Origin of the sequence: Nocardioides daeguensis (assembly GCF_019192965.1) — a bacterium.
In the GTDB taxonomy this organism is placed as follows: Bacteria; Actinomycetota; Actinomycetes; order Propionibacteriales; family Nocardioidaceae; genus Nocardioides; species Nocardioides daeguensis.
The window spans coordinates 103725-123523 of record NZ_JAHTKU010000019.1; the positions used below are offsets into that span (position 1 = coordinate 103725).

13 protein-coding genes are annotated in these 19799 nt (G+C 72.2%); 8 read left to right on the forward strand and 5 right to left on the reverse strand.

What is annotated here, in order from left to right; genetic code table 11:
• The first annotated feature begins 17 nt into the window (after nt 1–17).
• The 4 genes from KU893_RS15350 to KU893_RS15365 are packed head-to-tail and all read left to right on the forward strand — an operon-like array spanning nt 18 to nt 9051.
• Entirely contained in the window at nt 18–4958 is a 4941-nt protein-coding gene (locus KU893_RS15350; protein WP_257441402.1) for an NAD-glutamate dehydrogenase, read from the forward strand.
• A gap of 57 nt (nt 4959–5015) precedes the next feature.
• Nucleotides 5016–5915 (forward strand): ABC transporter ATP-binding protein, encoded by a 900-nt coding sequence (locus tag KU893_RS15355; RefSeq protein ID WP_218235250.1) that lies wholly within the window; start codon nt 5016–5018, stop codon nt 5913–5915.
• Nucleotides 5912–6988, forward strand: a complete 1077-nt coding sequence (locus tag KU893_RS15360) for an ABC transporter permease (RefSeq protein WP_218235252.1) — start codon at nt 5912–5914, stop codon at nt 6986–6988. The genes KU893_RS15355 and KU893_RS15360 overlap by 4 nt, the downstream gene beginning before the upstream one ends.
• A 38-nt stretch (nt 6989–7026) precedes the next feature.
• Nucleotides 7027–9051, forward strand: a complete 2025-nt coding sequence (locus tag KU893_RS15365) for a cation:proton antiporter (protein ID WP_218235253.1) — start codon at nt 7027–7029, stop codon at nt 9049–9051.
• Between the two features lie 22 nt (nt 9052–9073).
• On the opposite strand, the gene KU893_RS15370 is transcribed toward KU893_RS15365, so the two are convergent.
• Genes KU893_RS15370 through KU893_RS15380 form a run of 3 tightly spaced genes read right to left on the reverse strand, consistent with a single transcriptional unit; the run spans nt 9074 to nt 12387 of the window.
• Nucleotides 9074–10297 (reverse strand): FHA domain-containing protein, encoded by a 1224-nt coding sequence (locus tag KU893_RS15370; RefSeq protein WP_218235254.1) that lies wholly within the window; start codon nt 10295–10297, stop codon nt 9074–9076.
• A gap of 1 nt (nt 10298) precedes the next feature.
• Nucleotides 10299–10733 carry a hypothetical protein gene (locus KU893_RS15375; protein ID WP_218235255.1) on the reverse strand — a complete coding sequence of 145 codons (435 nt, stop codon included), beginning with the start codon at nt 10731–10733 and terminating at the stop codon, nt 10299–10301.
• 37 nt (nt 10734–10770) lie between these two features.
• The gene (locus KU893_RS15380; protein ID WP_218235257.1) at nt 10771–12387 is read right to left on the reverse strand and encodes an FAD/NAD(P)-binding protein; all 1617 of its coding nucleotides are present in this window, start codon (nt 12385–12387) and stop codon (nt 10771–10773) included.
• A 149-nt stretch (nt 12388–12536) separates the two neighbouring features.
• On the opposite strand from KU893_RS15380, the gene KU893_RS15385 reads away from it, so the two are divergent.
• Nucleotides 12537–13349, forward strand: a complete 813-nt coding sequence (locus KU893_RS15385) for a protein kinase domain-containing protein (RefSeq protein ID WP_218235259.1) — start codon at nt 12537–12539, stop codon at nt 13347–13349.
• A gap of 1 nt (nt 13350) precedes the next feature.
• Nucleotides 13351–14898 carry a hypothetical protein gene (locus KU893_RS15390; protein ID WP_218235260.1) on the forward strand — a complete coding sequence of 516 codons (1548 nt, stop codon included), beginning with the start codon at nt 13351–13353 and terminating at the stop codon, nt 14896–14898.
• A gap of 15 nt (nt 14899–14913) precedes the next feature.
• Here the strand turns inward: KU893_RS15390 and KU893_RS15395 are convergent, their stop codons facing one another.
• Together KU893_RS15395 and KU893_RS15400 are read right to left on the reverse strand one after the other, a co-directional pair.
• A complete protein-coding gene (locus KU893_RS15395) occupies nt 14914–15804 on the reverse strand; it encodes a protein phosphatase 2C domain-containing protein (RefSeq protein WP_218235261.1) in 891 nt (296 codons plus the stop codon).
• Nucleotides 15801–16502 (reverse strand): vWA domain-containing protein, encoded by a 702-nt coding sequence (locus tag KU893_RS15400; RefSeq protein WP_218235262.1) that lies wholly within the window; start codon nt 16500–16502, stop codon nt 15801–15803. The genes KU893_RS15395 and KU893_RS15400 overlap by 4 nt, the downstream gene beginning before the upstream one ends.
• 128 nt (nt 16503–16630) lie before the next feature.
• On the opposite strand from KU893_RS15400, the gene KU893_RS15405 reads away from it, so the two are divergent.
• On the forward strand, nt 16631–17950 hold the full coding sequence (locus tag KU893_RS15405; RefSeq protein ID WP_218235263.1) for a protein kinase domain-containing protein: 1320 nt from the start codon (nt 16631–16633) through the stop codon (nt 17948–17950).
• A complete protein-coding gene (locus tag KU893_RS15410) occupies nt 17947–19743 on the forward strand; it encodes an FHA domain-containing protein (RefSeq protein WP_218235264.1) in 1797 nt (598 codons plus the stop codon). Before KU893_RS15405 ends, KU893_RS15410 begins: the two co-directional genes overlap by 4 nt.
• Nucleotides 19744–19799 lie beyond the last annotated feature (56 nt).

Consider the following 19799-nt stretch of genomic DNA (forward strand, 5'->3'; position numbering starts at 1 on the left):
GGTCCTAGTGTCGAGTCGTGTCAACGACGACGCTGCCCTCCGCACCGGGGGCTGACCGGGACCGCATCTTCGAGCAGGCCGCCGCGGCGGCCGGACCCGCGAGGGGATTAGGGGCGCCACCCCGTGACGCGCTCCCAGCCCTGCTGCCGGCCTACTACCGGCACGTGGCCACCGAGGAGCTCGCGGTCCGCAGCGACCTCGACGTCTACGGCGCCTTCGCCTCCCACCACCACCTCGCGCTCGAGCGGGCGCCGGGCCAGGTCAAGGTCCGGGTGCACACCCCGACGGTGGCCGAGAACGGCTGGTCCGCCGGCAGCCACTCGGTGGTCGAGGTCGTCGTCGACGACATGCCCTTCCTCGTCGACTCGACGACGATGGAGCTGGCCCGAGGCCAGCACGACGTGCGCACCGTCATCCACCCGACCTTCGACGTCCGGCGTGACGAGGCGGGTCGCCTGCTGTCGGCCGAGCCGGTCTCGTCGGGTTCGACCGCGCCCGCCGAGGGCATGATCCGCGAGTCCTGGATGCACATCGAGATCGGCCGCCTCAGCGGCGAGCGTGACGACACCCCGGAGCAGGTCGCGGCCGACTGCCGCCGCGTGCTGGGAGACGTCCGGGCGTCGGTCGACGACTGGCCGGGCATGCAGGCCCAGGTCGCCGAGATCGTCGCGAGCCTCACCTCCGACCCGCCGCCGCTGCCCGCCGCCGAGGTCCGGCAGGCCGCCGAGCTGCTCGGCTGGCTCGCCGACGAGCACTTCACCTTCCTCGGCTACCGCGAGTACGTCCTCGACCGGGTCCCGGCTGATGCGGCCGACGGCGGCCCGGCGGGCCCTGAAGATGATGTGCTGCGCCCCGTCCCGGGCAGCGGCCTCGGCATCCTGCGCGAGCAGCCGAGCGAGGCAGACGCGTCGGTCGCGTTCTCCAGGCTGCCGGACGCGGTCCGGGCGAAGGCACGCGAGAAGCGGCTGCTCGTGCTGGCCAAGGCGAACTCCCGCTCCACGATCCACCGCCCGGCGTACCTCGACTACGTGGGGGTGAAGACGTTCGGCCCCGACGGCGAGGTCGTGGGGGAGCGCCGCTTCCTCGGCCTGCTGTCCAGCGCCGCCTACACCGAGTCGCTGCTGCGCATCCCGTTGCTGCGGGAGAAGGTCGACGAGGTGCTCCGGCGCAGCGGGAACGACGTCCGCAGCCACGACGGCGCGGCCCTGCTCGACACCCTCGAGACCTACCCGCGCGACGAGCTGTTCCACACCCCCGTCGACGAGCTCGCCCCCATCGTCGAGGCGGCGATGCAGGCCCGCGAGCGCCGTGCGGTGCGGCTGTTCATCCGCCGCGACACCTATGCGCGCTACCTCTCGGTGCTCGTCTACCTGCCGCGCGACCGCTACAACACCAACGTCCGCCACAAGTTCGTCGAGATCCTCACCCAGCAGATCGGCAAGGGCCGGATCGGTCCGGACTCGGTCGAGTTCAACGTGAGCATCAACGAGTCGACGACGGCCCGCGTGCACTTCGTCGTCCACCTGCCCAAGGGCGAGCTGCTGCCCGACGACATCGACACCGCCGACCTCGAGCGGCGCCTGGTCGAGGCGTCCCGCTCGTGGCAGGAGGACTTCCTCCAGGCCGTCATCGCCGAGTACGGCGAGGAGGTCGGCGCCGTGCTGGGGCGTCGCTACGTCGATGCCTTCCCCGAGGCCTACAAGGAGGACTTCACCCCCCGCACCGCGGCGGTCGACCTCGGCCGGATCGAGGGGATCCGTGGCCCGGAGGGCCGCGACCAGCTGCTGTACGCCGAGCTCGACGCCGCCGACGGCGAGGCCCGGCTCAAGATGTTCCGGGTCGGGGAGCCGCTCTCGCTGAGTGCGGTGCTGCCGATGCTGGCGTCGATGGGCGTCGAGGTCGTCGACGAGCGCCCCTACGGCCTGACCGGGCTCGACCGGGTCACCCACATCTACGACTTCGGCCTCCGGTACGGCGAGGCGCTGCCCGACCACGCCCGCGAGCTGTTCGCGGCGACGATGCGCGCGATGTGGGACGGCTACACGGAGGTCGACGGCTTCAACCGGCTGGTGCTGCGGGCCCAGCTGACCTGGCGCCAGGCGATGCTGCTGCGCGCCTACGCCAGGTACATGAAGCAGGGCAACAGCCCGTTCGCCGTGGACTCCATCGAGCAGGCGCTGGTCGACAACGTCGACCTCGCCCAGCTGCTGGTCGCGCTCTTCGAGGTGCGCTTCGACCCCGCGGCGGAGCAGGACCGGGCCGCCCGCGAGGAGGCCCTGGTCGAGAAGATCCGCGCGGCACTCGACGGCGTGGTCAGCCTCGCCCACGACCGGATCCTGCGGTCCTACCTGACCCACATCCGCAGCACCCTGCGGACCAACTACTTCCAGGTCGACGACGGCGCGCCGAAGCCGTACCTCTCGCTCAAGCTGGAGCCGTCGGCGATCCCCGACCTGCCGGAGCCGCGTCCTCGCTTCGAGATCTTCGTGTACTCGCCGCGGGTGGAGGGCGTGCACCTCCGGTTCGGCGCGGTCGCTCGAGGTGGCCTGCGCTGGTCCGACCGGCGCGACGACTTCCGCACCGAGGTCCTCGGCCTCGTGAAGGCCCAGATGGTCAAGAACACCGTGATCGTGCCGGTCGGCGCGAAGGGCGGGTTCTACGCCAAGCAGCTGCCCGACCCGGGCGACCGGGAGGCCTGGTTGGCCGAGGGCGTGGCCTGCTACCGGACCTTCATCCGCGGGCTGCTCGACGTCACCGACAACCTGGTTGCCGGCGAGACCGTGCCGCCGCCCGACGTCGTGCGCCACGACGCCGACGACTCCTACCTCGTCGTGGCCGCCGACAAGGGCACCGCGACCTTCTCCGACATCGCCAACAGCGTCTCGGCCGACTACGACTTCTGGCTCGGCGACGCCTTCGCCAGTGGCGGCTCGGTCGGCTACGACCACAAGGCGATGGGGATCACCGCGAAGGGCGCCTGGGTCTCGGTACGACGGCACTTCCGCGAGATGGGCGTCGACTGCCAGAACGAGGACATCACCGTCGTCGGCATCGGCGACATGTCGGGCGACGTGTTCGGCAACGGCATGCTGTGCTCCGAGCACATCCGGCTGGTGGCCGCGTTCGACCACCGCGACATCTTCCTCGACCCCTCGCCCGACGCCGCGACGTCGTACGCCGAGCGTCGGCGGCTGTTCGACCTGCCCCGGTCGAGCTGGCAGGACTACGACACGTCCCTGATCTCGCCGGGTGGTGGGGTCTACTCCCGCAGCGCGAAGTCGGTCCCGCTGAGCCCGCAGGTGCGCACGGTGCTCGGCCTGGCCGACGACGTGCGGCAGCTGACGCCGGCCGAGCTGATGAAGGCGATCCTGCTCGCGCCGGTCGACCTGCTCTGGAACGGCGGTATCGGTACCTACGTCAAGGCGGTGGACGAGACCCACGCCGACGCGGGGGACAAGTCCAACGACGCGATCCGCGTCGACGGCGGCGAGCTCCGGGCGCGCTGCGTCGGTGAGGGCGGCAACCTCGGCTTCACCCAGCGGGGCCGCATCGAGTACGCCCTCGCGGGCGGCCGGATCAACACCGACTTCATCGACAACTCCGCCGGGGTGGACACCTCCGACCACGAGGTGAACCTCAAGATCCTGCTCGACCGGATCGTCGCCGACGGCGACCTGACGGGCAAGCAGCGCAACGAGCTGCTCGCCTCGATGACCGACGAGGTCGCCGAGCTCGTGCTGCGCGACAACTACGACCAGAACATCGCGCTCGCCAACGCGGCCAGGAACGCCGTGTCGCTGTTGCACGTCCACGAGCAGTGGATGCGCGACCTCGAGGCGCAGGGCCTGCTCGACCGTGAGCTCGAGGCGTTGCCCTCGAGCCGTGAGGTCGCGCGCCGGATCGAGGCGGGGGCCACGCTCACCCAACCGGAGCTCTCGGTGCTGATGGCCTACACGAAGATCGTGCTGGCCGAGGAGCTGCTGGCCTCGGACCTGCCCGAGGATCGCTACCTCGAGCTGGATCTGCGGTCCTACTTCCCGGCGCCGGTCCAGGCCGGCTTCATGGACCAGATCGCCGAGCACCCGCTGCGGCGGGAGATCATCGTGACCCAGGTCGTCAACGACCTGGTCAACGGCGCCGGCATGACCTACTGGCCGCGGCTGGCCGGGGAGACCGGGGCCAGCGCCGCGGAGCTCACCCGCGCCAACTTCGTCGCCCGCGAGATCTTCGCCTCGCTCGAGCTGCGGCGTGAGCTCGAGCAGTACGACAACGTCCTCGACGCGGCCGTGCAGACCCGGATGCGCGTGGAGATGCGCACCCTGGTGGAACGTGCCTCGCGCTGGCTGGTCACCAACCGGCGGCCTCCGTTGGACAGTCAGGGCAACGTCGAGTTCTTCGCCGCGCCGGTCCAGGCCACGATGCTCGAGCTTCCCCAGCTGCTCACGGGGAGCGAGCTGGCGTCGTACGAGAGCCGCAGGGCGCTGCTGGTCGGCCAGGACGTCCCCGAGGACCTCGCCAGCCGGGTGGCGGCGTTCGACGTCGCCTACACGCTGCTGAACGTCGTGGAGATCGCGGACAGTCACGACCTCGCCCCGGCCGAGGTGGCACGCGTCCACTTCGCGCTGGGCGAGCGGCTCGGCCTGTCCTTGCTGCAGCGTCGGATCGTCGACCTGCCGCGTGCCGACCAGTGGCAGACGATGGCGCGTGCCGCGCTGCGCGACGACCTGCACTCCGTCCACGCCCAGCTCACCGCACAGGTGCTCGAGGCCACCAGCGACCTGGACGGCGTCGAGGATCCGGCACAGGCGGCGACCCGGCGGGTGTCGACCTGGGAGACCGAGGCCGGCGGGGTGGTCGACAAGGCGATCGGTGCGCTCGCGGCCGTGTGCACCGACGAGCCGACCGACATCGCGAAGGTCTCCGTCGGGCTCCGGGTGGTGCGTGGGCTGCTCGCCTGAGGGACGCCCCGCCCCGGCCTCGGCAAGGGTCCACCACACCGGCTAGGGTCGGTCGCGATGAGTGCCATCCACGTGACCGGACTGACGAAGCGGTACGGCGACCTGGTTGCCGTCGACGGGGTGGACCTCGACGTCGCCGAGGGCGAGTTCGTCGGTGTGGTCGGTCCCAACGGCGCCGGCAAGACCACGCTCCTGGAGATGGTCGAGGGCCTGCGTCAGCCGGATGCCGGCGTGGTCGAGGTGCTCGGCGAGCCGGCGTGGCCCCGGAACCCGCGCCTGCAGCCGCGCATCGGCGTCCAGCTCCAGGCCTCGTCGTTCTTCGAGCGGCTCACCGCCCGCGAGCAGATCCGCACCTTCGCCAGCCTGTACGGCGTCGGGCGGGCCACGGCCGACGGCTGGCTGGAGCGGGTCGGGCTCACCGACAAGGCCGAGAGCCGGGTCGAGGACCTGTCGGGCGGTCAGGCCCAGCGCCTGTCCATCGCCTGCGCGCTGGTCCACGATCCCGAGCTGGTCTTCCTCGACGAGCCGACGGCGGCGCTCGACCCGCAGGCCCGGCGCAACCTGTGGGACCTGCTCTCCTCGATCAACGACCGTGGCCGCACCGTGGTGCTGACGACGCACTACATGGACGAGGCCGAGGCGTTGTGCGACCGGGTCGCGGTGATGGACAACGGCCGGATCCTGCGGTTCGACACCCCCGCGGCCCTGGTCCGCGGCCTCGACGCCCCCGCCCGGATCCGGGTCGCGCCCGGTGTGCTCAGTCTCGCCCAGGCGGCGGCGATCCCCGGCGTCACCGAGACACGCGAGGACGGCGACGGCGTCGTGCTGGTCACCCGCGACCCGGCCGGCGTGGTCGGCGCCCTGGCGGCCAGCGACCAGCTCGACGGCGTCGCGGTGCAGACCGCGACCTTGGAGGACGTGTTCCTCTCCCTGACCGGACGGGAGTACCGGGCATGAGCAGGTGGCAGCAGTCCCCGTTCTGGGCGCTCTCCGTCGCGATCCTGCGCGGCTTCCTGCGCGACAAGGCGGCGGTCTTCTTCGCGGTCGTGTTCCCGCTGATGTTCCTCGTGCTGTTCGGCGGCATCCTCGGCAACCAGGACCAGTCGAAGGTCGAGCTGGTCCAGGTCGGCGCCGTCCCGCTCGTCGACGACCTGCCGAAGGACGCCCGCACGGCCTTCCAACAGACCTTCGAGGTCGAGCACGCCGACGACCGCGACGCGGCGCTGGCGAAGGTCCGCAAGGGTGACGCCGACGTGGCGATCGAGCAGCGCGGCGGCCAGCTGGTCGCCCACTACACGCAGACCGACCAGGTCAAGGCCGCCATCACCCAGGGCACGCTGCGGGCGTTCGTCGACGGCGCCAACGTCGCCGCGACCGGCCAGCCGCCGGCGTACTCCTTCACGGCCGAGGCGGTCGAGGACGACTCGCTGTCCGTGATCCAGTTCGTCACTCCGGGCCTGCTCGGGTGGGCGGTCGCGATGAGCGCGGCCTTCGGCTCGGCCGCCACCCTGCAGGGATGGCGGCAGTCCAAGCTGCTGCGCCGCCTGCAGTTGGCCCCGGTCGGCACCGGGACGATCGTCGGCGCCCGCGTGGCGGTGACCCTGCTCATCGCGTTCGGGCAGCTCGCGATCTTCCTCGGCCTCGGCGCCGCCGCGTTCGGGCTGACCCTGACCGGTTCGTGGTGGATGTCGATCCCGCTGATCGCCGTCGGCACCCTGTGCTTCATGGCGATCGGGCTGCTCGCCGGCGCGCTCGCCAAGACCACCGAGGGCGCCGTCAACCTCGCCAACTTCCTGGTCCTGCCGATGGCCTTCCTCAGCGGCTCCTTCTTCTCGCTCGACGGCGCGCCCGCGTGGCTGCAGCGGCTCTCCGACCTACTGCCGCTCAAGCACCTCAACTCCGGCATGCTCGACGTGATGGTCCGCGGGGAGGGACCGGCGGCCGCCCTCGCGCCGCTCGGGATCCTCGCCGGGTTCGCGGTGGTCGTCACCCTGCTCGCCGCGCGCCTGTTCCGGTGGGAGACCACGTGAGCCCCACGGAGGCCCGGCAGACCCAATAGGCTGCGGCGGTGCTCGACTTCGCGGTCCTCCTGGCGCTCCTGGCCCTGATCATCGTCGTCGCCCGCCTCGCGGGCGCCGCGGTGGCGCGGATCGGCATCCCGCCGGTCGTCGGCGAGATCGCCGCCGGTGTCCTGCTCGGGCCCAGCCTGCTCGGGATGCAGCTGAGCGAGGACCTGTTCCCGGTCGACCAGCGCGGCTTCCTCGACGTCCTGGCCCGGGTCGGCCTGGTGCTGTTCATGTTCGTCGTGGGCCTCGAGCTCGACCTGTCGTTGGTCCGCGGGCGGGAGAAGGTCGCCGTCTCGGTCTCGCTCACCTCGATCGCGCTGCCGTTCGGCCTCGGCATCGGACTGGCCCACCTGTTCGTCAGCAGTGGGGCGACCGCCGCGCTCAAGCCGGCCGACGCGGAGTTCTGGCCCTTCGCCCTGTTCGTGGGAGCCGCGATGTCGATCACCGCGTTCCCCGTGCTCGCGCGGATCCTCACCGACCGGCGGATGCACCGCACCGAGACCGGCGGCCTGGCCCTGGCGTGTGCCGCGACCGACGACATCATCGCCTGGACCCTGTTGGCGGTCGTGCTCGCGATCGCCGGCGTCGACGCGGGCCACGGCCACCTGCCCGGCTGGTCGATCTACCTCGCGATCCCGTTCGTGCTCGTCGCGGTCTTCGTCGTCCGTCCGGCGCTGACCGGGCTGACCACCGCCTACCGCAGGGCCGGCGAGCTCACCCCGACGATCCTGTCGGTCGTGCTGGTCGGGATGCTGCTGTTCTCGGCCACCACCGAGCTGCTCGGCATCCACTACATCTTCGGCGCCTTCCTCTTCGGCGCGATCCTCCCGCACGAGAACGCCGCCGCCCTGCGCCACGAGATCCTGGTCCGCCTCGAGCAGATCTCCGTGCTGCTGCTGCTGCCGGTCTTCTTCCTGCTCTCCGGCCTCAAGGTCGACATCCGCGGTCTCGGCACCGAGCACATCGTCCCGATGCTGGGCATCCTCACTGTCGCCATCGTCGGCAAGTACGTCGGCGCGTACGTCGGCGCCCGGGTCCAGAACGTGCCGCACTGGCAGGCCAGCTCGCTCGGCCTGCTGATGAACACCCGCGGCCTCACGGAGCTGATCATCCTCAACGTCGGCCTGGAGAAGGGCCTGCTCAGCCAGGAGCTGTTCACCATGATGGTGGTGATGGCCCTGGTCACCACGGTGATGACCGGGCCGCTGCTGTCGTTCACCTACCCCCAGCGCCGCGTCGCTCGCGACATCGCCGAGGCCGAGCGCGCTGCTCTCGGCGACGAGGCCGTCGACCGGATCCTGGTCCTGGCCCGCGACGGCCAGGACGACCGGTTGCTCGTCGAGCTCGCCGTCGCCGCGCTGGCCGGCGCCCGTCCGGCCGAGATCGTGCTCGCCGACCTCACCCCGCAGGGCCGCCCGCTCGAGGTCGGCAGCGGCCTGTCGCTCGACCTCGCCGAGATGGCGGCCGCGATGGAGCGCCAACAGGTCCTCGTCCGTCGCGGCGACGAGCTCGGCGTCCCGGTACGGGTGATCGCCCACCCGAGCGCCGACGTCGAGCAGGACCTGGTCGAGCTGGTCGGCGCCCTGCTGCCCCAAGGTCTCGTCGCCTGGTCCGATGACCCCTCGCTCGCCGCCGTGGTCGCGGCGAACGAGTCGCCGGTCGTCGTCGTCGCCAGCGGTACGACGATCCCCGACCCCGACGCACCCGTGGTCGTCGACTGGACGCCGGGCAGCAACGGCGAGGCCGCGCTCGTCCACGGCGCCCGGCTGGCCATCGCCCGCGGCACCACCCTCGCCCTGCGGGGCGACGGCGGCCGCCGTCAGGCGTCCGCCCAGGCGGCACTGGAGGCTCGCGGCGTGCGGTTCGCGGACGCGGCCGCCGACGCGGGTCCGCTCGCCGCCGTACCCGTGGAGGTGGGGGCGCTCGGTGCCACCACCGCGGCCGTGCAGGTCCGGGCCGAGCTCGACGCGGCCCCCGTCGACTTCGCTGCCGTGCCGCTCGCCGAACAGGCGACCGCCGCGAGCTGACCTCGCCCGACCTGGCCCGGGGTCAGGCCGAGGCGCCCGCGTGGGTGTTGAACGCCAGCGTGCGGTGGCCGATGCGGACCCGGGTGCCCTGCACCAGGACCTGTTCGCTGCCGGGCGGCATCCGCACCCAGTCGGGGGTCTTCGGCAGGTGCACGTAGGTGCCGTTGGTCGAGTTGTTGTCGACCAGCACGACGTCCCAGCCGCGCAGCTCGAGCCGGGCGTGCACCCGCGAGACCTGGTTGGACTGGTCGATGATCGGCAGCGGCCGGAAGTCACCCGCGACGATGCGCTCGTCCGGCGCGGGGTCGCGGCCGAGCAGGTACGGAGTGTCCAGCTGGAACACCGAGCCGTCGTCGAGCACGATCACGCCGAGCGGCGGGCGCGGCCCGTTCACGAGCACCGGCGTCTGCTGGACCATGTTGATCCCGCAGATCCCGCAGAACAGCACCCGCGGGTCGTTGAAGTGCTGGTTCTTGCAGTACACGCCGCGCACCTGCTCGTGGGCGTGGTCGTGGACCTGGGCAGCGTCCTCGACGATGGGCAGCGGCTCGAAGTCGTCGACGTCGTCGTCGACCTCGCTCATCAGCACCGACTGGAAGCTGATGTGCTCGTCGGCCGGGGTCGGCGGCAGCGGTCGGCCCGCCACCGGCGCCACGACGGGCGGCACGGCCTCCACCACCGGCGCGACCACCGGCTCCGGCGCGACCACCGGCTCCGGCGCCCGGACCTGGGTCGACGGGCGCTGGACCGGCTCGGCCGGCGTACCGTCCCCCGCCGGCACCAGGAAGCCGCCAGCGGGCACGACTCCGCCGTCGAGCCGGTACGGCGCCCCCGCAGCCGGCGCGGCAGCGCCGGGAAGGGACGCGGACACGGAGGTGACGGGCCACGGGATCAGCCGCTCCACCCAGGCCAGCGACTGCGCGCCGCTGATCTCCTCGCCGTCCACGCTCACCATCACGTCGCCGTCGACGAAGACCGCGAGACCGGTGGTGTGCGGTGCGATCGCCGCGAATCCGGGGGACTGCTCGACCGAGGTCGACAGCATCAGCGCGAACCCGCGGATCAGCTGGCGGCCCTGGCCGCCGTTGGCGGCCACCATCTGGGCGTGCTCGAGGTAGGGCCGGACCACCTCCGGGTCGTCGGACCCGACGAGGAGCACGACCGGCCCGAACCGGGCCAGGGTGCCGCCGCCGGGGCCGGGCACCACCGTCGCCGCGGTCCACTCGTCTGCCGAGGTGTGCGTCATCTCAGATGATCCTTCCGCCGAAGAAGCGCCACCGGATGAACGGCACCCGCATCGGGCCATTGGTCCAGACCCAGACGACCAGCCAGATCACCGAGAAGTCGATGAAGAACGCCCAGAACGGCACGCCGTCGTACGGGTAGTCGATGCCGGGCACGAGCTCGAGGTCGAGCAGCAGCCAGAGCAGCGCGCCCTCGTTGAGGGCCGTGACCAGGCCGAACAGGGTGGGCCAGTCCTTCTCCCACCGCAGCTGCTGGATCGCGTGGTAGACGAGCTCCCAGAGCACGCCGAGCACGAGCACCGCCGCGAGGATGAGGTACGTCGTCCGGTAGTCCGGGTCGCCCGGCAGCACCGGCGTCAGCACGAGCGTGATCACGCCGCCGAAGACGACGAGCATGAAGATCCGGGTCTGGATCCGGCCGTTGAGGGTGGGCAGCACTACGCACCCGCTCCTTCCGTGGTCACGACGTTCCGGCTCACGGGGCGCTCCCCGCGAGCCACTTCCACCACTGCACCGTCGAGCGCACCGGCCCGATCCGCTTGCAGAACCCACGCTTGTTGAGGTCCCCGTAGATCTCCTGGGCCGCGACCTGCAGCCCGAGGAAGGTGTCGACTCCGGGGAAGTAGCCCCCGAGCGTGGTCGCGCCGGACGCGTACATGACGCCGCCGCCGGACTGGGTGCCGATCAGCTCGAAGGTCCGGTCGACGTTGAGCCGGCCGACCGGGTTGCGGCTCGCGCCGCCGTGGTCGAGCAGGTCCTTGAGCAGCCGGTGCTCGGCGATGTCGGCCTCGAGCCCGGTGCAGTCGATGACGAAGTCGACCTCGACCGGTACGACGCCCTGCGCGGTGCGGACCCGGTTGAGGATCCGCTCGCCGCTGGGCCGCATCTCGTCGACGGTGCCGACCACGCAGCTGTACCAGCCCTCGCGCCGGCCCTGCTTCATCTGGCGCTGCCAGCTCCTGCGGTAGGGCGTGTTGGTGCCGCCCATCCGCTTGTAGAGCTCGGCGCGCTGCTCGCCCTCGAGGTTGCGGACCTGCGCCTTGAGCTGCCCACCCCACACCGACTTCGGGTAGTTGAAGCCCTGGTAGGCCCAGCCGTCGCCGCCCCGGCGGCGCATCGTCACCCGGGTGCGACCGCCGCCGGGGCGCTGGTCCTCCTCGTTGCCGTAGCCGTCGTTGGTGCCGTGGATGTAGGTGCGGAACAGGTGCACGATCTTGGTCTGCGCGCCGTGCTTCTCGCGGTCATCCATCAGTCGCTGCAGGATGCGCGAGGCCACGATGCCGCCGCCGCGCACCAGTACCGTCGACGGCGTCTGCACCAGCCGCTCGTAGACGTGCTCGTGGGCCTCGTAGGCGTTGACGATGTGGCGGTAGTCGTTGTTCTCGGTGCGGTAGCGCTGCAGCTCGGGCAGGAACTTCAGGCCCGGGTAGCCGACCGCCAGGTGCACGTACTGCGAGCGGAAGGCGACCCGCTTGGTTGCCGACGCGCCCTCGGGCGGGGTGAGGATCGTGAAGTAGCCGCCGCCGTACCGGCGCCGGACGATGCGGACCAGGCCCTTGACCAGCATCTCGTCGTAGGAGATCCGCTTCGCCTCGCGCTCGAGCTGCTCGAAGACGTTGCCCGCCTTGGGGGTGTAGTAGTCGGCGAAGATCGGCTCGGTGAGCAGGCCCCACAGCACCTTGGGGTCGAAGTGCCGCACCCCCTCGGCGAAGCCGTACGACGGGAAGCCCCAGATGTTGTCGGGCCGCGAGGCCGAGTCGGAGCGGATCCGCTCGGGGCGGGGGACCTGGGAGACCCGGGTGAGGTACTCGTAGGTCTGCCACGGGAAGTCGAGCGTGCTGAGCACCCGCATCTGGGAGGTCGGCACGCCCGCGATGCGCAGGTAGTCGACGGTGACGAAACTGCCGATGCCCCCGCCGATCGTGACGAACGGGATGTCCACGATCGGGATGCCCGCGGCCGCGACCATGTCGTCGGTCCAGAAGTCGGTCTGCAGCAGCTGGTCGGTCAGGTCGCCCGAGATCGGCTGGGCGGGCAGGTACGTCGACGGGTCGGTGGTCGGGACCACGGATGCTGCGGTGGGGTCGATCAACGGTGCCTCCTGGGTCGCTGACGGCGTCCGGAACGCTACACCGGTCCCCCCTCCTGCGCCGGGGGAATCACTGCTCTCGGCCCGCGCGCCGTGACATGCTGGTCCCTGGCCGAGGCACCGGCTGGACGACGAGGCGCTGGAGGATCCGCGTGCAGGGAATCGCTGACTACGTGTTCGTGCGCCCACTGGGCGAGTCGAACTACGGCACCAACTACCTCGCCGCGGCCCCGGCCCGGCTGGGCATCCCGGCCGGCGAGGTCGTGGTCAAGGTGATCGCCGGCCCGACCTCCGACGACGCCTTCCGCCGCGCCACCCGCGAGCTCAAGCACTTCAGCGTCGCCGGCTCCGACCGGCTCGTGTCCGTCTACGACGCCGGCCGCCAGGGCGGCGCCTTCTACTACGCGATGGAGTTCCTCCCGCTCGGCTCGCTGGAGCAGCCACAGGTCGAGATCGGCACCGGGCAGCGGGTGGCCGCCGTCCGCGACGCCGCGCTGGCGGCGCATGCCCTCCACGAGCGCGGCATCGCCCACCGCGACATCAAACCGGCCAACGTGCTGCTCGCCGAGGACGGCGGCCGGCTCTCCGACCTCGGCCTGTCCCAGCTGCTGTCCCCGGGCATGGTCACCACCGGCCTCGGGCAGATCGGCCTGGAGTTCACCGACCCGGCGATCATGCTCGGCGCCCAGGCGTCCCGGGCCAGTGACATCTGGTCGCTGGGCGCCACGCTGCACTTCGCGCTCACGGGAGCCGGCGTCTACGGCGAGCTGCGGGACACCGAGCCGCTCCTGCTGGTGCGCTCGATCCTCGGCTCGCAGCCTGCGGTGGCCGCCGACCTGCCGCCGTCCGCCCGCGCGCTCATCGAGGCCTGCCTCGCCGCCGATGTCACCGCCCGTCCGCGCACCGCCGCCGAGGTCGCCGACCGCATCGCCGGCCTGTCCGCCGAGCTGGGATCGGCGCTCTGAGATGGACCTGCACGACGTCCTGCGCGAGCTCGTGACCGACCACGGGGCCGGGATCCTCGACGACGCCACGGGCTTCCGGGGCGTGCTCGACGACGTCCTCGCCGAGGACCAGGCCACCACCGGCGACATCAACCTGCTTGTCGACGCGGTCCGTTTCGGCGTGCTCCATCCGCTCGGCGAGATGATCGACGGCGGCGCCGACCCGGCCCGCGCTGTCGAGGAGGCCGGCGCCCGGCTGGCCCGCGACCGCGGCGGCGACGACCAGGCCGCGTCGAGCTGGGCTGCGGCCGTGCTCGGGTACGCCGTCGGCAAGGTGCCCGCCGCCGTCGTCCTGCGCTACCGCTCCAGCCGACCGGCCAGCGGCCAGCTGCCGCCGCCGACCACCGGCCCCGCCGCGCCGTACGCACCGCCCGCCACCGCCTGGCCGCCGCCTCCCACCACCGCCGCGACCCCGACGCCTGCGCCCGCCGCGCCCCCGCCCTACCAGCAGCCGTACGCCGCGCCCGCGTCGTACCCGCCCGCGCCGGGCGGCTACGCGCCCCCCGCCGGCTTCGGCACGCCGCCCCCATCGAAGAAGAAGCGTGGCGCGGGCCTGTGGGTCGCCGCTGCCGTCGCGGGCGTCGTGGTGGTCGGCGGTGGCATCGCCGGCGCCATCGCGCTCTCCGGCGACGACCAGCCGCCGGGCGGGAAGGACAAGGAGTCCAGCGGTCCGAAGGAGCCCGCTGTCGACGTGACGCCGGCGGCGCTCGACGAGCGCTACAGCGCACTGGCCAGCCGGATCTCGACCGGCACCTCCGACTGCGAGGCCGACGACCCGGGCCAGGGCGAGACCGAGGTCGTGCAGTGCTCGGTCAGCACCGGCACCCTGCGCCTGGTCACCTACGCCGACGAGACGGCGTTGACCGCGGCCCGCACGGCCCGACTCGACTACCGCGCCGGGACGCTGACCTCCGACGAGGACGCGAACGCGCTCTACGAGTACGACCCTGAGCGCGGCGGCACCTCCGACCCGGCGCTGGTCTACTGGGACAGCAGGAGCGCGAAGCAGTCGGCCGTCCTCGAGGGGGAGGGCAGCGCCACCATCGACGCCGTCGTCGCGACCTTCACCAGCACCTCGCCCCGGGTCACGGAGCCGACTGCTCCGGCGCACCCCAAGCTCCGCGAGTTCATCGACATCAACATGGACGTCGCGAGGTGCACCCGCGAGCGCACCTTCTTCACCGGAGAGACCGAGGAGAGCAACTGCGAGTCCGGCGAGGACGGCATCATCGTCAACGTCGGTCGCTACGCCACCCGCAAGGAGATGAAGGCCGACCGCAAGTACTACAAGCAGCAGTACGACGATTCCACCGGTCAGGGCGGCGGCGGCACCTGGCGCTTCGGGGAGGGCGCGACCGAGGGCGGCTACTACGCCTATCTCGACGAGTCGGGCGAGACCGCGACCCTCTACTGGGACTGGAACTCCGAGGACTGCTACTGCTACGGCGTGGCCCGCAACTTCGAGGGCGACCTCGACAAGCTCGAGACGTGGTGGCCCTCGGACGAGTGAGGTCCCCGGCGCTCCTCAGCCGTCGGCGGCCTCCGGCACCGGCACGGTGTCGGCGAGGTCGGGCCGGTCGATCCCGGCGACGTCGCTGCGGACCAGCAGCGCCATCGTGGTGTCGTCCCCACCGATCAGCGCGGGCTCGGCGAGCCACTCGGGCAGCTGCTCGCGCACCCAGCCCAGCCCGCGGGTCCGGGCGAAGTCGAGGAGCTGGTCGCCGGTCTGGCGCCACCAGCCGTGGGTGTCGACGCGGGAGCGGCCGAAGCCGTCGGTGCACAAGAAGACCAGGGCCGCCTGGTCGGCGGCGGCGTCGACCACCCCGACCCGCAGCGCGTCCAGGGGGCGTGGCTGGCACAGCGAGCTGGTGTGCAGCCCGTCGAGGTCGGGGTCCTCGGGCAGCGGCCGGGTCGCGGTGCCGTCGGCGGAGACCAGAACCGAGTCGCCGTCGCCGATCTGCAGGAACACCATCACGTCGCCGGCGGCGGCGGCGGCGAGGATCGTCGAGCCGTAGGCCCGCAGCGGGTCCGCGGACGCGCCGATCTCGTCCTCGGCGGGGGAGTAGGGGTTGGCCGCGAGATGGTGCTCGACCTTCGCGGTCCAGGTCGCGACGATCGCCGCCCCGGCCTGGGCCACCCGGTCACGAGCCGCCTCGTCGGCCGCGCCCAGCTCGGGCAGGACCCGGCGCAGCTCCTCGACGGCGCTGACCACGGCCAGCGCTGCACCGGTGTCGCTGCGGAAGTGGAACCTGTGCCCGTGCCCGTCCGCCACGGCGACCACCGCGTGGCCCGTCTCCGGGTCGCTCCAGGTGTGCACGGCGTCCTGCAGCGGCAGCTGGTCGCGGACGTGGACCGAGCCGATCGTCGTACCCGACAGGGTGGTCCACACCGGAACGGCGTCCGGCCGGTCGGTCATCCCAGGGTGCTCCAGATCGGGTCGCCGATCGGGCTCGGCGGGACGGCCGTCAGGCCGCCTCCGGGGCCGACGACCGGCCGCGAGGCCACCTTGCTGGCCGCCTTGGACGCCCAGACGATGTACTCGACGAGCTGCTCGGGGTTGTCCGCGCGCAGCAGCGGGACGTCCTCGTCGCCGATGAAGCGGCGCAGGGAGTGCATGTCGGCGTCGCGCCCCACGCCGAGCGCGAGTCGGACGGCGGTCGCGCCCCAGCGGTTGTTGAGCAGCGCCTGCAGGCCCTCGGCGAAGCTGACGCCGCTGCTCTGGGTCGGTCGGCCGTCGGAGACCAGGATGATCGCCGGCGGGAAGGCGCTGTTGGACTCGTCGAGGTGGTCGAGGGCGCCGGCCAGGGTCTGCAGGGCGCTGCCGAGCTCGGTGAACCCGCGGGGCACCGCCTCGAGCCGCTTCCAGTGGATCTGGTCGACCGGGGTCGGCTCCTCGATGATCCACTGCGGCTCGTTGGCGAAGGCCAGCACCCGGACCAGCATCTCGGCGTGCGGGTTGGCCCGCGCCTCGTCCTTGAGGTGGGGGAGGACCTCGGTGATCGCGTTGTTGAGCGCCTGGATGCGGCCGCCGCGCAACATCGAGCCCGACACGTCGAGCACGAAGATGAAGTGCAGTGGCTTGCGCGCCAAGGCGCCGCCGAGCCGATCGCTCATCGCGAGCCTCCTTCCACCGGGGTCGTCCGCTCCGGCTGCCGGTGCGTCGGGTTTCAACTGTCCCCGTTCTGTCGAGGTTATAGCCTGTCACGGGTCACAGAACGCGATTACGGAGGTCGGTCACGCCCATGGTGCTGGCAGAGGGCATAGAGGTCGACCTCGGGCCGCTGGGGCGCGCCCGCGTGACGTCGCTGCTCGGCCAGGGCGGGCAGGGGTACGTCTTCGAGGTGCGCCGCGACTCCGGGGAGCCGCTGGCCCTCAAGTGGTACAAGCCCGAGAGCGCCACGGCCCAGCAGTACGACGAGATGCAGCAGCTCGTCGAGATCGGCTCGCCGCACCAGCGGTTCCTGTGGCCGCTCAGCATGGCGCGGGTCGGGTCCGAGCCGAGCTTCGGCTACGTCATGCACCTGCGGCACCCGCGCTACCTCGAGCTCAGCTACCTGCTCCTCAACGCCGACCGGGACGGCAAGCCGCTCGACGTCTCCTTCGCCTCGATCATCGAGCTGTGCCGCCAGCTGAGCTACAGCTTCCTGCGGCTGCACGCCCGCGGGCTGTGCTACCGCGACATCTCCTTCGGCAACGTGTTCTTCGACCCGACCAACGGCGACGTGCTGATCTGCGACAACGACAACGTCGGCATCGACAACGGGACCGGCCGGGTGCTCGGGACGCCGTACTTCATGGCGCCCGAGGTGGTCCGCGACACGACGTACCGCACCCTGCCCAACACCGACACCGACCGGCACTCGCTGGCCGTGCTGCTGTTCTATGCGCTCTTCCTCGGCCACCCGCTCGAGGGCACGCGTACCGACGCCGGGATGCGCGACGCCCACTGGCTGATGACCCACTTCGGCACCGAGCCGCTGTTCTGCATGCACCCGACGCGGGACGACAACCGACCGGCGCAGATCGTGCAGCAGTACTGGAACATCTACCCGCAGTTCCTGCGCGAGCTGTTCGTCCAGGCGTTCGTCGACGGCATCGAGAATCCGGGCGCCCGGGTCACCGAGGGGCAGTGGATCAAGGCGCTCGACCGGCTGCGCGACGGGATGCTCGCCTGCCCGACGTGCGGCACCACCAACTTCTGGAGCAGCGGCGAGGACAGCGTGACCTGCTGGCAGGACGGCACGCAGGTGCGCCCGCCGTACCTGCTCCACGTCGGGCGGCGCACGGTCGCCGTCGGGCCGCAGACCACGCTGCGCTCGGACCACCTCACCTCCGGAGTCGACCACCCGCAGGTGCTCGGCCAGGTCCGCCGCCACCCCGAGGCCCCGGACCGCTGGGGGCTCCACAACGCCTCGGACTTCTCGTGGCCGGTCGCCTACCCGGGCGGCCAGAACTTCCTGCTCGAGCCGGACCGCACCATCGAGCTGGTCGAGGGCGCCCGGATCCAGCTCCGCAACGCCACCGTCCAGGTGCGCCGCCCGGCGCCCGACGGGCAGGGGTGAGCGCCGTGTCCGCGCTCGTGGTCGAGGTCGAGGGTCGGGTGCTGCGCCTCGAGGGCAAGCAGGTCTACCGGATCGGGCGCGCCATCGAGGCCGACGTCGTGCTCACCGCCGGCTCGGTGTCTCGCCAGCACGCCGAGCTCCAGGTGACGGACTACGGCTGGGTCCTCGTCGACCACGGCAGCCAGTTCGGCACCTACGTCGATGACGAGCGGATCACCGAGTACCCCATCGAGCGGCGCATCGACGTCCGGTGCGGTCCGCCCGCGCCCGGCGCCACCCTGGTGATCGTGCCCGCCGAGGAGTACGACGTCGTCGCGGCCACCCCCCTCGCCCCGGTCCTGCCGCCTCCGCCGTCCGCCCCGTCGTCGGCGCCGCCGTCGACCCCGCCGTCGGCGCCGCCGTCGACCCCGCCGGTGGGGACGCCGGCGGGGACGCCGTCGGTGTGGGCCCCGCCCTCGGGCGCCCCTGAGCCGTCGCTGTCGGCGCCGCCCGCCGTACCTGTCCCGGGGGCGCGCCCGGCGGCTGCGCCCGGCCTGCCGCCCGCGGTCTCCGGCAACGACGCGACCCAGGTGCTGGCGATGCCCCGGATGCCCGTGGGTGTCCCCGGCGCCGGTCCGGCGCCGCGCACCGGCCCCGACCTGCTGCTGGTCGCCGAGGGTCGCGAGCACCGGTTCCGGCACCCGACGCCGATCACCGTGGGACGGCGCAGCGACTGCACCGTCGTGATCGGCGACCCCGCCTGCTCGCGGCTGCACGGCCGGATCGACCCGGTCCCGGGCGGGTGGACCTACACGAACCTGTCCAACGAGGGCACCTTCCACGACGGGCGCCGGGTCGCCTCGACCCGCTTCGACGAGCGGATCGCGCTGCGTCTCGGGCACCCCGTCGCCGGGCCGGAGCTCACGCTGGTGCCGATCCTGTCGGCCGCCGAGGAGGAGCGGCGGATCGCCCGGCGTCGTCTCGGCAAGCGGCTGGTGATCTTCGGCGGCATCGCCGCCGCGCTGCTGCTGGTGGCCGGCGTCGTCGGCCTGGCGTTCGTGGTGGGCCGCGACGACCCGCTGAAGCCGGCGGGCGGCGGCACCGACGTGCTGGAGGCGGCGAAGGCCGCGACGGTCAAGATCACCGCCGAGACCCACCTGGTCGGCGACCCGTCGAACTCCGGCACCTACCACGGCTCGGGCTCGATCATCCGCTCCGACGGCCTGATCCTCACCAACGCCCACGTCGCGGCTCCGGAGTCGCCCGGCCTCGCGGAGAAGTACGGCGACGAGGTCCGCATCGCCAACCCGGCCTACCTGCTCATCTCGCTGACCGACGGCATGACCGACACCAACGCCCCGGCCGCCTACCGGGCGCGCGTCGTCGAGGCCGACGGCGACCTCGATGTCGCCGTCGTCCAGATCTACGCCGACGAGGACGGGAAGCCGCTCGACGGCAAGCTCGACCTCCCGACGGTCCCGGTCGGCAGCTCGGGCGACCTGCGCGCCGGTGACAGCGTCACCGTCCTCGGCTTCCCGGCCGTCGCGGGCGACGGCGAGTCGATCACCGTGACCACCGGTGTCATCTCGACCGTCCTCAACGACCCCGACCTGGGCCCGCGCTCCGAGCTCGACACCGACGCCCGGATCGCGCCTGGCAACTCCGGCGGCATGGCGATCGACGGTGACGGCGAGCTGATCGGCATCCCGACCTCACTGTTCGCCGACGAGGACACCACCGTCACCAGCGGCCGGATCCGGTCGATCGACGTGGTGAAGGACCTGATCCGGAAGGCGGAGTCCGAGACCGACTGACCAGCACGCCCGCGGCCCCACGATCGATGACGCTCGCGGGGTCCGGGGCGGGGTGG

Bases quoted from the DNA above. Each gene is read 5' to 3' on its own strand.
- KU893_RS15395 (WP_218235261.1), bottom strand. From the start codon at position 15,804: ATGACCGACCGGCCGGACGCCGTTCCGGTGTGGACCACCCTGTCGGGT.
- KU893_RS15405 (WP_218235263.1), top strand. From the start codon at position 16,631: ATGGTGCTGGCAGAGGGCATAGAGGTCGACCTCGGGCCGCTGGGGCGC.
- KU893_RS15370 (WP_218235254.1), bottom strand. From the start codon at position 10,297: ATGACGCACACCTCGGCAGACGAGTGGACCGCGGCGACGGTGGTGCCC.
- KU893_RS15360 (WP_218235252.1), top strand. From the start codon at position 5,912: ATGAGCAGGTGGCAGCAGTCCCCGTTCTGGGCGCTCTCCGTCGCGATC.
- KU893_RS15390 (WP_218235260.1), top strand. From the start codon at position 13,351: ATGGACCTGCACGACGTCCTGCGCGAGCTCGTGACCGACCACGGGGCC.
- KU893_RS15355 (WP_218235250.1), top strand. From the start codon at position 5,016: ATGAGTGCCATCCACGTGACCGGACTGACGAAGCGGTACGGCGACCTG.
- KU893_RS15400 (WP_218235262.1), bottom strand. From the start codon at position 16,502: ATGAGCGATCGGCTCGGCGGCGCCTTGGCGCGCAAGCCACTGCACTTC.